This window comes from uncultured Aquimarina sp., from assembly GCF_947500065.1.
Lineage (GTDB): Bacteria > Bacteroidota > Bacteroidia > Flavobacteriales > Flavobacteriaceae > Aquimarina.
This window is the reverse complement of record NZ_CANMQT010000005.1, coordinates 386,223-399,102: the sequence shown is the minus strand read 5'-3', so window position 1 is coordinate 399,102 and position 12,880 is coordinate 386,223. Positions and strand designations below refer to the sequence as shown.

The 12,880-nt window shown below is 32.9% G+C and carries 11 protein-coding genes; 7 read left to right on the top strand and 4 right to left on the bottom strand.

Annotation, left to right across the window (positions count from 1 at the left end; genetic code table 11):
- Positions 1 to 9: 9 nt before the first annotated feature.
- Positions 10 to 1,629 carry an ABC transporter substrate-binding protein gene (locus tag Q0975_RS16950; RefSeq protein WP_299438924.1) on the bottom strand — a complete coding sequence of 540 codons (1,620 nt, stop codon included), beginning with the start codon at positions 1,627 to 1,629 and terminating at the stop codon, positions 10 to 12.
- A 180-nt stretch (positions 1,630 to 1,809) separates the two neighbouring features.
- On the opposite strand from Q0975_RS16950, the gene mtaB reads away from it, so the two are divergent.
- Positions 1,810 to 3,129 (top strand): tRNA (N(6)-L-threonylcarbamoyladenosine(37)-C(2))-methylthiotransferase MtaB, encoded by a 1,320-nt coding sequence (gene mtaB, locus Q0975_RS16945; RefSeq protein WP_299438806.1) that lies wholly within the window; start codon positions 1,810 to 1,812, stop codon positions 3,127 to 3,129.
- Between the two features lie 68 nt (positions 3,130 to 3,197).
- On the opposite strand, the gene Q0975_RS16940 is transcribed toward mtaB, so the two are convergent.
- The gene (locus Q0975_RS16940; RefSeq protein WP_299438922.1) at positions 3,198 to 3,500 is read right to left on the bottom strand and encodes an N-acetyltransferase; all 303 of its coding nucleotides are present in this window, start codon (positions 3,498 to 3,500) and stop codon (positions 3,198 to 3,200) included.
- Between the two features lie 295 nt (positions 3,501 to 3,795).
- Here Q0975_RS16940 and Q0975_RS16935 point away from each other — a divergent pair, with 295 nt between their 5' ends.
- From Q0975_RS16935 to Q0975_RS16925, 3 genes are all read left to right on the top strand, one after another.
- On the top strand, positions 3,796 to 4,455 hold the full coding sequence (locus Q0975_RS16935) for an alpha/beta hydrolase (protein WP_299438804.1): 660 nt from the start codon (positions 3,796 to 3,798) through the stop codon (positions 4,453 to 4,455).
- 72 nt (positions 4,456 to 4,527) lie between these two features.
- Entirely contained in the window at positions 4,528 to 5,475 is a 948-nt protein-coding gene (locus tag Q0975_RS16930; RefSeq protein WP_299438921.1) for a lytic transglycosylase domain-containing protein, read from the top strand.
- A 71-nt stretch (positions 5,476 to 5,546) separates the two neighbouring features.
- Entirely contained in the window at positions 5,547 to 5,915 is a 369-nt protein-coding gene (locus tag Q0975_RS16925; protein ID WP_299438802.1) for a sulfite exporter TauE/SafE family protein, read from the top strand.
- Positions 5,916 to 6,160: 245 nt separating this feature from the next.
- On the opposite strand, the gene Q0975_RS16920 is transcribed toward Q0975_RS16925, so the two are convergent.
- Positions 6,161 to 6,964, bottom strand: coding sequence for a redoxin domain-containing protein (locus Q0975_RS16920; RefSeq protein ID WP_299438800.1), 804 nt, complete (start codon positions 6,962 to 6,964; stop codon positions 6,161 to 6,163).
- A gap of 147 nt (positions 6,965 to 7,111) precedes the next feature.
- On the bottom strand, positions 7,112 to 7,627 hold the full coding sequence (locus tag Q0975_RS16915; protein ID WP_299438798.1) for a DUF2892 domain-containing protein: 516 nt from the start codon (positions 7,625 to 7,627) through the stop codon (positions 7,112 to 7,114).
- A gap of 172 nt (positions 7,628 to 7,799) precedes the next feature.
- Here Q0975_RS16915 and rpmH point away from each other — a divergent pair, with 172 nt between their 5' ends.
- From rpmH to Q0975_RS16900, 3 genes are all read left to right on the top strand, one after another.
- Positions 7,800 to 7,958, top strand: coding sequence for a 50S ribosomal protein L34 (gene rpmH, locus Q0975_RS16910; protein WP_081414554.1), 159 nt, complete (start codon positions 7,800 to 7,802; stop codon positions 7,956 to 7,958).
- A gap of 109 nt (positions 7,959 to 8,067) precedes the next feature.
- Positions 8,068 to 10,920 (top strand): carbamoyl-phosphate synthase large subunit, encoded by a 2,853-nt coding sequence (gene carB, locus Q0975_RS16905; protein WP_299438796.1) that lies wholly within the window; start codon positions 8,068 to 8,070, stop codon positions 10,918 to 10,920.
- Positions 10,921 to 11,211: 291 nt separating this feature from the next.
- Positions 11,212 to 12,861 carry a hypothetical protein gene (locus Q0975_RS16900; protein WP_299438794.1) on the top strand — a complete coding sequence of 550 codons (1,650 nt, stop codon included), beginning with the start codon at positions 11,212 to 11,214 and terminating at the stop codon, positions 12,859 to 12,861.
- Positions 12,862 to 12,880 lie beyond the last annotated feature (19 nt).

Sequence of the window (12,880 nt, the reverse complement as noted above, 5' to 3'; positions counted from 1 at the left end):
ATTTTGTCATCATTTCTCTTTCCAAACTCGTTTCAGTACTAAAAAGTTTTGAGGGTTATTGGTTAATCCTTTTACATTTTTTCTTGTAAAACGAACTACCTGATCATAGTATAAAGGTACGATAGGAGCATGAGCAATAATGATAGAATCCATTTTGATGTAGTATTCTTCTCTTACCGAAACATCCGTGATAGAAAAACTTTCTTCATACAGTTGATCAAAAGTTTCATTCTTAAAATGCGTATAATTAGGACCGTTAGGGGTAAAGTTCTTACTATAAAAAGGTGATAAGAAATTTTCTGCATCTGGATAGTCCGCAATCCAGCTGGCTCTAAAAACATCTAATTCTCCACTCCATTTCTTTTTTCTGATCGTAGAAGGTGGCATCACATCTACGATGATATTTAATCCTATCTTTTCTAGTTCGCGTTGGATAAATTCACAAATACTTTGGTAATTGCTATCGGTGGCAATGCTAATGGTTGGATTTTGATTTCCTGTAAGTTTGATATATTCTTTGATGAGTTTACGAGATTTTTCTGGATTGTATTCAAATCCCTTTTGGCTATTGAATCCAGGTAATCCTTTTGGGATAAAACCACTCGTAGCTGGTGTTCCAACGCCATTTTTTAGATAGGTAATCATTTTTTCTCTATCAAAACCATAATTAATGGCTTTACGTAAGAGTTTAGATTTTACTTCATCCTTATCACCGTCGAGATAAAAACCGAGATATTCAGAATTAAGATAGGGTCCTTTGGATAGGTTCACCTGATCTTTATACTTTTCTCTAAGTTTCCCGCTAGGTGTTAGTAATTCATCTTTATATGATGCATCAAGACTGTTTAAAAAATCGATGTTACCTTTAGCAAATTGCAGAAATTCAGTTTGTTTGTCTGGTAAAAAGGTGACAGCTACAGCTTCGAGGTAAGGTAACTGCTTTCCGTTGTTGTCTTTTTCGAAATATAATTCGTTTCGGCGTAATATTAATTTCACATTTTCTTCCCAAAGCTTGAATTTAAAAGGTCCAGTTCCCACTGGATTTGCTCTAAATTCAGTGCCATAAAATGCTACAATTTCTCTAGGAATCACAGAACAGTAGCGCATACTCATTAATCCTAGAAATGCTGGAAAAGGTTTTTTTAGCTGTATCTGAAATGTAGTATCGTTAATCGCTTTATAGGTAGAAACGTTTTTTAACACCCAATTTCCGGGAGATGCTACTTTAGGATCGATGAGTCTATCAAAACTGTACTCAAAATCTTGTGCAATTACATTTCTGGTGCTATCCTTCGTTTTGAATTCCGGATGTTTATGAAATTTCACATCGTTTCTTAAGGTAAAGGTATAGGATAAATTATCTTCAGAAATAATCCAGTCTTTGGCAATATCAGGTTGCACGTGCAATGAATCGTCTAGTTGTACTAAACCATTGAATAATTGATTTGTTGGCCAAATGATAGATGGGTTTCTGGCAAATGCAGGATCTAGCGTAAGCACATTAGAGTACTCATTGTATCTGAATACCAGATGATCTTTATCTTCTTTAGAAGAATTTCCACAAGAAAAGCATAGGGTACATAGGTAAACTGCTGCTAAATAGTGAATTATAGAAGTTAATTGGTTGATTTTCAATTTTAGTAAACGGATTATTGTTGGTATCTTTGCACCCTTTAATTTAATGAGGGCGTTCTGAACTCGTTTCAGGAACTAATTATTAATAGTATATAATCCAAAATCAGGAGCATATTATTCCTGTTTTTGTACTATAAGTGTGTAAAGTTAAGAAGATACTGAAACAAGTTCAGCATGAATAGAAAAAAAGTCGCTTTTTATACCTTAGGTTGTAAACTGAATTTTTCAGAAACTTCTACAATTGCCAGAGACTTCACGAATGAAGGTTTTGATCGAGTGGATTTTTCTGAGAACGCGGATATCTATGTGATCAATACCTGTTCTGTAACAGAGAATGCAGATAAAAGATTTAAAACCATTGTAAAACAAGCTCAAAAAGGAAATCCGGATGCGTTTGTTGCGGCAGTAGGCTGTTATGCGCAATTAAAACCAGAAGAATTGATTGCGGTAGATGGTGTAGATCTAGTACTGGGTGCAACAGAGAAGTTTAAAATCACGGATTATATTAATGATTTGTCTAAAAATGAATTTGGAGAAATACATTCTTGCGAAATTGAAGAAGCTGATTTTTATGTTGGTAGTTATTCTATAGGCGATCGTACTAGAGCATTTTTAAAGGTTCAGGATGGTTGTGATTATAAATGCACCTATTGTACAATTCCATTGGCGAGAGGGATTTCTAGAAGTGATACCTTAGAAAATGTATTGCAAAATGCGAAAGAAATCTCAGAACAAGATATTAAAGAGATTGTGTTAACGGGAGTTAATATAGGAGATTATGGAAAAGGAGAGTTTGGTAATAAGAAACATGAACATACTTTTTATGAGTTAGTAAAAGCGTTGGATGAAGTAGAAGGTATTGAGCGATTACGTATTTCATCGATTGAGCCTAACTTGCTAAAGAACGAAACTATTGATTTTGTTTCAAAATCAAGGACGTTTGTACCTCATTTTCATATTCCATTACAATCAGGAAATGATGAGATACTAAAGTTAATGCGACGCAGATATCTTAGTGATTTATATGTGGATCGTGTTAAAAAGATTAAAGAAGTGATGCCACACGCTTGTATAGGAGTGGATGTTATTGTTGGTTTTCCTGGCGAGACAGATGATCATTTTTTAGATACTTATAATTTCTTATCACAATTAGATATCTCCTATTTACATGTATTTACATATTCTGAAAGAGAAAATACAGTAGCAGCTTCATTGGAGGATGTGATTCCACAAGATGTAAGAAAGAAGAGAAGTAAAATGTTACGTGGACTGTCTGTAAAAAAACGTAGAGCTTTTTATGAAAGTCAGCTAGGAACAGAAAGAACGGTGTTGTTTGAATCTGAAAATAAGGAAGGTTATATCCATGGGTTTACCGAGAATTATGTAAAAGTGAAAATGCCTTGGAATCCTTCATTTGTGAATACATTATATAAAGTAAAACTAACTGATATTGATGATGATGGAATGGTGAGGTTCAAATTCTTAGATACATAAACGGAACTGAAAAAATAAAAAAACCTGCTTAATAAGCAGGTTTTTTTATTTTTAAAAGAGATATACTTCTATATGTTAATTCCCACAGGAAGTAAATCTTTGTATTTTCTTCTGTTTTTTCGCATAAACTTAGCGATAATAGGGCTAGTAGGGACTAGTCTAATATTACGTTCTTCAATAATATTAAAAACAGCTACTATAAAATCTTCAGAATATCCTTTTTCTATCAACTCATCAGTCATGATAAGTTTCGTTAAGAATATTTTTCTCTCTTGTTGAGCATACTCGATCTTAGCTTTTTGACCTTCAATAGTAGTTTCGAATTGTCTTAAAAATTCATTATCTACTATTTCTAATTCTACATCGCTCATGTTCTCCATATTTTTTTTAATTTACTATTTAATAAAAATTAAAAGGGGTGTTTTAAAATGTATAGTTTTTAGTTTTCAGAAATTTTATAATTACCCTGAAAATTGGTTCATAATTTGCATTGAATTTTGTTATTGTTTTTTAAACCTAACTAAGATTTGTTAGTTAATTTTTTCCCTTTTACAATAATTTAATACACTGTTTACTTTTTTCTAATAAAGTATTACTATAATTTTGAGCTGCAAAGATAAGAAAATTAGTGCTTTAAACGCACAAACCATTGTTAAAATACCTAGTATGAAGGAAGTTACCCATGTTTATTTTGTTCCAGGTATGGCGGCAGACGTATCCATTTTTGAATTCATAGAGCTGCCTAAAGATACATATAGTATACATACAATCCCATGGAAGATTCCTGAAAAAAGCGAATCCATAGAAAACTATGCAAAACGTATGTGTGAGGAGATTGAACATAAAGACTGTGTACTTATTGGTGTTTCTTTTGGAGGGATTATGGTTCAGGAGATGAGTAAGTACCTCAATGTAAAGAAACTGATCATAATTTCTAGCGTAAAAAATAAACATGAATTACCGAGAAGGATAAAATTGACAAGAAAAACTAAAGCATATAAATTGATGCCGACATCATTGATTTCAAAGATTGATAATTGGGAAAAACTTGCTTTTGGTGATTTTGCAAAGAAGAGAGCAGCGATGTATCAGAAATATCTTTCGGTAAATGACAAGACATATTTAGATTGGGCAATAGAGAATATTGTATGTTGGAATCAGGAAGAGTCAATAGAGGGTATTGTTCATATTCACGGTGATAAAGATATCGTTTTTCCTATTTCTCATATCAAGGATTGTATTAGGTTAGAAAAAGGTACACATGTGATGATTATTAATCGCGCAAGATGGTTTAATGAGCATTTACCGGAAATAATCGAGAATTAATTACCAATATTCCAATATTTTACATTATTTTGGAAACTATAGAAATTATTCCCCAATAAAACCTACTTAATGATGAAGATGATAAGAAAAATGCTAGTTTTTTTAGGCGTGTTATTTACCTTTGGTATTTTAGTGAACGCTACTCAACAAGAACCTCAGAAACCAATTGCGCAAGAGCTTTTAGAAGAAAAATTGATCAATGATTATAATGTCTACGCAGTACCTATGCCGGACAATATAAATTTTGCCGGAGAATTGGTACCTGTTGAAAATCCAGATATTCGAGAACGAATGGATAGAGAGCTTTTGGTGAATACCTATTGGCAATCTAATGGATTATTACTTTTTAAACGAGCTAACAAGTATTTTCCTATTATAGAACCGATTCTAAAAGAAGAAGGAGTTCCTGACGATTTTAAATACCTTGCTGTTATAGAAAGTAGTTTAACTCAGGCAGTTTCTCCTGCTAGAGCAACTGGGTTTTGGCAAATATTAAAAAATACAGGAAAAGAATACGGCCTAGAAGTTAATAATAATGTGGATGAAAGATATCATATTGAAAAATCTACAAGAGTTGCTTGTAAATATTTAAAGAGTGCAAAAAAACGTTTTGGTAGTTGGACATTAGCAGCAGCAGCATATAATGCAGGTCCTGCAGGTATCAATAAACAATTAAAGAGACAGAATGCGACTACGTATTACGATCTTCTTTTAGGACAAGAAACTGGGAGATATGTATTCAGAATTACTGCAGTGAAAGAAATATTGAGCAATCCTAAAAAATATGGATTCAACTTTACGAAGGATGATTTGTATGAGTATATCCCGACATTTAATGTTTTAGTGGATGAGCCAATTACAGATTTCAATGAATTTGCGGCTAAATACAATATTAATTATAAGATTTTAAAGCTTCATAATCCTTGGTTACGAGAAACAAATCTTAACAATACCACAGGTAAAGAGTATTTGATTAAAATCCCTAGAGAAGGATATTATAAAACCGGAGTAGGACAGTAATACCGGTACATACGGTTAAAATATTTCAATCTTTTATAGTCTCATAACTACAATTATTGTAAAATTGTGGTATGGATACAATGACAATTATTTCATTAGTTGTAATAGGGCTATTGGCTGGTTTCTTAAGTGGAACTATGGGAATTGGTGGAAGTGTAGTGATGATACCGTTACTGATATTATGGGTTGGCTTTTCACAACATCAAGCGCAAGGAACTAGTCTAGCAGTACTTTCTGTTCCTGTAACCCTTTTAGCAGCCTTTAATTATTACAAAGAAGGTCACGTAAACCTGAAATTTGCAGCTATAATAGCGGTGACTTTTATTTTGGGCGGTTATTTAGGAAGTAAGTTTGCAATTTCTGTTAATCAGACTGTACTGAAAAAAATCTTTGGAGGCGTACTTTTACTGGTTGCTCTAAAGATGATTTTAGGGAAATAGTTATATTGTTTTTTTTTATTACTAATCCATTCTTATTCTTCATACATATTAAATAAGTATAGCACTACTTTTGACTGATCGTCGAATTTTTTTGTGTCGATAATTTTTACCTCTTAGAAATCCTTTAGATGGCAGTAGTATTCTTTTAGGTCTAGTTGGAGCTAAAAATGTCTCCTCTCACATAAGTAAAGAAGAGAATGAACTATTTCAAACTAACCAGTGCAGGAGGTATGTTTAATTGTCGTCTAATTATTGTCTATAGAATCTTTTTCTCTTCGATATCGTTCATATTCTTCATCGATATCTCTTTCTTCTTGTGAACGAAAATCTCTTTCTTTTGATTCTTTTTCTTCTACTACAGGAGGTGTTAATCCTCCTTTTGCATCAAGATCAGCTATCAAAAGAGAAACTCCTTTTGATAAAGAATTATAATGGATTGTGTAGGAATTACTGAGTGTTTCGCTAGAATGATGTGTTACAATCTTTCGGATATCCAATAATTTTTTCTCGTCATCCATGAAATACATCATAGGAAAACCAAGAGAGTGTTTTAAGTTATTAATGATGTAAGAGTTTTGATTGGTTTTTTCATTTACATAGAGCAATTGAATATTCTCACTGTATTCATTAACCTTTTCTTTTAACCTTTCTTTTGTATCCCAAAATAAAACGATGAAATCAATTTGATCATGGAATTTATCTGATAAATCATTTAGTGCAGGTATTTCACCAATTCCAGGAACGCACCAAGTGGCATATGTGATTAGGAATATTGGTTTTTCGATTTCTTTAAAAGAAATAGGCTCTCCTTTGATGGGACTCATTTTAAAGTCATCCATGTAGGTTCCTACTAAATGATTTTGGACAAGTGAATCAAATAAAAATTTGGCATACTCAAGATCTTGGTCTTTGTAGGCTTCATTACTTTTAAGATTATACTTTTTAATATGAGCCGCAACAGCTATAGAAAAAGGAACTTTTCTTTCTAACTGTCCAAAAGTATTTCCAAAATATAAAAAGAGTATTCCTAGAATTAATATTTTCTTCATTACAACTTAATTACGGTAGCTAAAGTACTATAAAGTCTTTAAAAATAACAGTTTTAGCTAATCAAAACCATATTTTGTTACTTTAGCACCGAGCTTATTTTTCCTTTAAACTACTAGATAACGTAATTTTAGGTACAATTAGTGTGCCTAAATCTTTTTCATTTGTTGTTTCATCATGGTGATCTGTTCTTTTAGCATCCCATGTTTATCTAGTTTTTTTGCTTCAGTTAAGAGATTTTGTGCTTCTCTTTTTCTTCTTTTGGTCATTGCAATTCCGGCTAGATTAAGTTTAGCCACTGCAAGATCCTGGTTCATGGATAATCCTAGTTTCACCGCTTTTTTTAGATATTTCTCTGCTTGTGTGATATTGGTTTGAGATAACATAATACCTAAAAGATAGTTGTAATACCCTTGTTGTTTGGTAGTAAGAGCGCTTTCAGGGTTTTTAATTCTATCTAACCATTTTTTAGCTCCCGCAAAATCTTGTTTACGTAATCTTAAAAAAGAAAGAAGAATTAATTCGTTTTTAAAATATAAAAAGACAAAAATAGAAGCTAATAAAATCAACATAATACCGTTTCCGATATATCCTTCTATCATTTGCCAAATGGCGGTTCCAACAATTAATGCTGCAATTACTAGTTTAATATTTTTGTTGTACATGAAATGTATTATTTTTTTGTCGCGGCAAAGGTAATAAAAACAATTAAAAAGATTTTGATAATTAGGTTTGTGAAAGTAAAAACTCTTTGTATATTTGCCCGCAGTTTTGGGATTACATATCCACTAGTTTACAAAAAAGAGATTTCAAGAAGATATATAAAGATAGATAGCAATGAAAAGAACGTTTCAACCATCAAAAAGAAAGAGAAAAAACAAACACGGTTTTAGAGAGCGTATGGCTTCTGCTAATGGTAGAAAGGTCCTTGCTCGTAGAAGAGCTAAAGGTAGAAAGAAGCTATCTGTTTCTTCAGAATTAAGACATAAGCACTAATGATTTTAGTGCAGTGAAAAATATTAAGGTGTTACTTTTAGGAGTAACGCCTTTTTTTATATCTAGTCGATTCCTAATTTATTTTTAAAATTTCAATACCAACACCAAAATGCCAAAAAACGAAAAACTCAAAAGTATATTGATCATCGGATCAGGACCAATCATCATTGGCCAGGCATGTGAGTTTGACTATTCAGGATCACAAGCTTTACGTTCTTTAAGAGAAGATGGAATAGAAACCATATTAATAAATTCTAATCCGGCAACTATTATGACGGATCCTTCAATGGCAGATCATATATATTTAAAGCCATTGAATACCAAGTCTATTATTGAAATCCTTAAAGAACATCCACAGATTGATGCTGTACTACCCACGATGGGTGGACAAACAGCATTGAACCTTTGTATAGAAGCTGATGAGAAAGGAATTTGGAAAGATTTTGATGTAGAGATTATCGGTGTTGACATTGATGCGATTAATATTACAGAGGATCGTGAACAGTTTAGAGAGTTAATGCTCAAAATTGGGATTGGTATGGCACCACAAGCTACTGCCGGATCTTATTTAAAAGGAAAAGAGATTGCTCAGGAATTTGGTTTTCCTTTAGTAATTAGAGCATCCTATACGCTAGGAGGTGCTGGAGCATCTTTTGTGTATAAAGAAGAAGAATTCGATGAATTATTGACTCGAGGATTAGAGGTTTCTCCTATTCACGAAGTAATGATTGATAAAGCATTGATTGGATGGAAAGAATATGAACTAGAATTACTGAGAGATGCTAATGATAATGTAGTAATTATTTGTGCAATCGAAAATATGGATCCGATGGGTATTCATACTGGGGATTCTATTACGGTTGCTCCAGCAATGACATTGAGTGATAAAACATATCAGCGTATGCGAGATATGGCTATCCATATGATGCGTAGTATCGGTGATTTTGCAGGTGGATGTAATGTGCAGTTTGCAGTAAGTCCGGATGAGAATGAAGAAATTATTGCAATAGAAATTAATCCACGTGTTTCACGTTCTTCTGCATTAGCTTCAAAAGCAACAGGGTATCCGATTGCAAAAATTGCAGCAAAATTAGCTATAGGTTATACACTAGATGAATTGGATAATCAAATTACAAAGTCAACATCGGCTTTATTTGAGCCTACTTTGGATTATGTAATAGTAAAAATACCTCGTTGGAATTTTGACAAATTCGAAGGATCGGATCGTAGACTTGGACTTCAGATGAAATCCGTAGGAGAAGTAATGGGAATTGGACGTTCATTTCAGGAAGCTTTGCATAAAGCCACTCAATCTCTGGAGATAAAGAGAAATGGACTTGGAGCAGACGGTAAAGGGTACAAAGATTATGATCAGATTATAGAGAAACTAACATACGCAAGTTGGGATAGGGTTTTTGTGATCTATGATGCTATCCAAATGGGAATTCCGCTGAGTAGAATCCACGAGATCACCAAAATAGATATGTGGTTCTTAAAACAATATGAAGAATTACATTTATTAGAAAAAGAAATCTCTACATATACTATTCAATCATTAACTAAGGATTTGATTCTTGAAGCAAAACAAAAAGGTTTTGCAGACAGACAAATTGCTCATATGGTAGGTTGTTATGAAAGTGAAGTCTATAACAAGAGAGATGAATTAGGAGTTAATCGAGTATATAAATTAGTAGACACTTGTGCTGCTGAATTTAAAGCAAAGACTCCTTATTTCTATTCTACTTTCGAAGCAGAAATAGAAACTCCAGATGGAGAAGTATATGTAGAAAACGAAAGTGTAGTAACTGATAAAAAGAAAATTGTAGTATTAGGTTCTGGTCCTAATCGAATTGGGCAAGGAATTGAATTTGATTACTGCTGTGTGCACGGAGTTTTGGCTTCTGCAGAGTGCGGATATGAAACAATTATGATTAATTGTAATCCAGAAACTGTTTCTACAGATTTTGATACAGCTGATAAATTATATTTTGAACCGGTTTTCTGGGAACATATTTATGACATCATAAGACACGAAAAACCAGAAGGAGTTATTGTTCAGCTAGGAGGGCAAACAGCATTGAAGCTTGCAGAAAAGTTAGATCGCTACGGAATTAAAATTATTGGTACAACCTATCAATCACTAGATTTAGCAGAAGATAGAGGGAGTTTCTCTACATTGTTAAAAGAAAATAATATCCCTTATCCTGAGTTTGATATAGCAGAAACTGCTGATGAGGCGCTAGCGGTTGCAGATAAATTAGATTTCCCAATTTTAGTACGTCCATCATACGTATTAGGAGGACAGGGAATGAAAATTGTGATCAATAAGCAAGAACTAGAAGAACATGTAGTTGATTTACTCCGCAAAATACCGAACAATAAATTATTATTGGATCATTACCTCGATGGTGCTATTGAAGCGGAAGCTGATGCAATCTGTGATGGAGAAAATGTATACATTATTGGTATTATGGAACATATAGAACCTTGTGGTATACACTCAGGTGATTCTAATGCGACATTACCACCGTTTAACCTTGGAGAATTTGTAATGCAACAAATCAAGGATCATACCCATAAAATAGCCTTGGCACTTAATACGGTTGGTTTAATTAATATACAGTTTGCGATAAAAGATGATATCGTTTATATTATTGAAGCGAACCCACGTGCATCTAGAACAGTGCCTTTTATTGCTAAAGCATATGGAGAACCTTATGTGAATTATGCGACTAAGGTAATGTTAGGAGAGAAAAAGGTTACAGATTTTGATTTCAAACCACATTTAGATGGATATGCGATCAAACAACCGGTATTTTCTTTTAATAAATTTCCGAATGTAAATAAAAAACTGGGACCAGAGATGAAGAGTACAGGAGAAAGTATTTTATTCATTGATGATCTTAAGGATGATCAATTTTATGATCTTTATTCCAGACGTAAGATGTATTTGAGTAAGTAATTACCTAAATAATATTGATATAAATCCCGCTTTTTAGCGGGATTTTTTTATGCTCAAAATTGTTTTTTTTTTGAATTTTTATAAAAAACCGTGGTAACATATTGTTTGGTTATGACACTTAATTATATGACGGTAAATAATGTCTAGACATAAATAGAAAGAATTAGTAATTCATAATAGGAATAATTTTTCTTGATTAATTACTTCTTAGCTTTTGTCAATTCTTTACTTTTGCCAATTTTTTAATAAATAAATATCATAATATCATTTAATAATATTCAATTTTCAGCTATGAAGAAATCATTGTTTTTTTTATGTGTTTTAGTGTCAAGTGTTAGTGTTTATGGACAAGAATGGACAACAGGTTCTGGTTTAATTTATTCTAATAATAATAAAGTTAGTATTGGAGCTACATCTGTTCAAGGTGGTTTCGGCACTAGTGAATCTGTCCTCCAATTAGTTGCGCCATCAACAAACTCTGCTTTTTTAACATTAAAGTCAGGTACTAAAGGATTAACTTTTGGAACAGGTCCTTATGGTAACGCATTATACATTAATGAAAATGATCCTTTTAATTTTTCTTATGGAGCAAATACAGTACTAAATATTAATCCAAGTGGTAATATTGGAATTGGAACAATTTCTCCTACAGCTAAATTACATCTGAGTGGAGGAACAGGTGATAGTGAATTATTTATTGAGGCAGATACCGATAATGCTAATGAAATGGATAATCCTTTCATAACCTTGTCACAAGATAATAATCAAGTACAGGGTTTTATTGGATTAGTAGGTAACAATAATACAGCTCCTCATGTTAATAAATACCCAAGATGGACCAATGAAACTGGTACTTGGGAACAAAAAACTGATTACCCAGGTACATTAGCGAATTATTTATTTATAGGAATGAATAATAGTGAAGGTGTTCAATTGGGGTCAAGTGGTAATGCTCGATTGACAGTACATCATAATGGTAATACTGGTATTGGGACAACAAGCCCTCAATCAAAATTGCAAGTATCTAATGGATCATCGGGAGGTAGTGTTCATGGGTATTCAGAACTAACTTTAGAAGATGATGACCATGTAATGATGAACTTGTTATCACCTAATAATAAGATAGGTTATTATGGGTTCTCTGATACGGATGATAATTTTGTAGGAGGAATGCAATATGAACATGCATCCAATCTTTTAAGATTTAGAGTGAATAATCACGATCATGATATGGTGATTAGGTCCAATGGTTATGTAGGTATTGGTACTACTGCTCCAGAGGGAGCATTACATATAGTTAATAATACCGGTTTGTTAGTAGATGACGCTTCTATAGGTTTTCCTGGGAGAATAAATATGACAGATGGATTTACAAATACAACAACTAAGGATGATATGCTTTTTGAATCTGATGGAGCATTCTTATTCAAACTTGATAGAAACGGTAATGGTATTTCGAATTTACCCGGCTTTGGAATCTATGATAAAAACAATGAAGCTATCTTTTTTGCAAAAGATGACGGTAATGTAGGTATTGGAACGATGGATACAAAAGGTTATAAACTCGGTGTCCAAGGAAAAATCGCTGCAGAGGAGGTGAAAGTAGCGTTATACAACAATTGGCCTGATTACGTTTTCGAAGATGCTTACAGTTTACCAACACTACAACAAGTAGAAGACCATATTATTACAAATGGACATCTAATCAATATTCCATCTGCTGCGGAAGTAGAAGAAAACGGTATCCAATTAGGTGAAATGAATGCAAAACTTCTGGAGAAAATAGAAGAATTGACTTTGTATACGATAGCGCAGGAGAAGAAGTTGAAGGAACAGGAGAAAAGTATCAAAGCCCAAAAAACAATCAGCGATCAACTTATAACTAACAACCAAAATCTTGAGGCTAGATTGGCTAAGATTGAGGCATTGTTGAAAAAATAAATAGTAGTAGTTATGTATA

What these genes read in the sequence shown, in the direction of transcription:
- carB (WP_299438796.1), top strand. Translation starts at nt 8,068, where the DNA reads ATGCCAAAAAACGAAAAACTCAAAAGTATATTGATCATCGGATCAGGA.
- rpmH (WP_081414554.1), top strand. Translation starts at nt 7,800, where the DNA reads ATGAAAAGAACGTTTCAACCATCAAAAAGAAAGAGAAAAAACAAACAC.
- Q0975_RS16925 (WP_299438802.1), top strand. Translation starts at nt 5,547, where the DNA reads ATGGATACAATGACAATTATTTCATTAGTTGTAATAGGGCTATTGGCT.
- mtaB (WP_299438806.1), top strand. Translation starts at nt 1,810, where the DNA reads ATGAATAGAAAAAAAGTCGCTTTTTATACCTTAGGTTGTAAACTGAAT.
- Q0975_RS16935 (WP_299438804.1), top strand. Translation starts at nt 3,796, where the DNA reads ATGAAGGAAGTTACCCATGTTTATTTTGTTCCAGGTATGGCGGCAGAC.
- Q0975_RS16930 (WP_299438921.1), top strand. Translation starts at nt 4,528, where the DNA reads ATGAAGATGATAAGAAAAATGCTAGTTTTTTTAGGCGTGTTATTTACC.
- Q0975_RS16915 (WP_299438798.1), bottom strand. Translation starts at nt 7,627, where the DNA reads ATGTACAACAAAAATATTAAACTAGTAATTGCAGCATTAATTGTTGGA.
- Q0975_RS16940 (WP_299438922.1), bottom strand. Translation starts at nt 3,500, where the DNA reads ATGAGCGATGTAGAATTAGAAATAGTAGATAATGAATTTTTAAGACAA.
- Q0975_RS16900 (WP_299438794.1), top strand. Translation starts at nt 11,212, where the DNA reads ATGAAGAAATCATTGTTTTTTTTATGTGTTTTAGTGTCAAGTGTTAGT.
- Q0975_RS16920 (WP_299438800.1), bottom strand. Translation starts at nt 6,964, where the DNA reads ATGAAGAAAATATTAATTCTAGGAATACTCTTTTTATATTTTGGAAAT.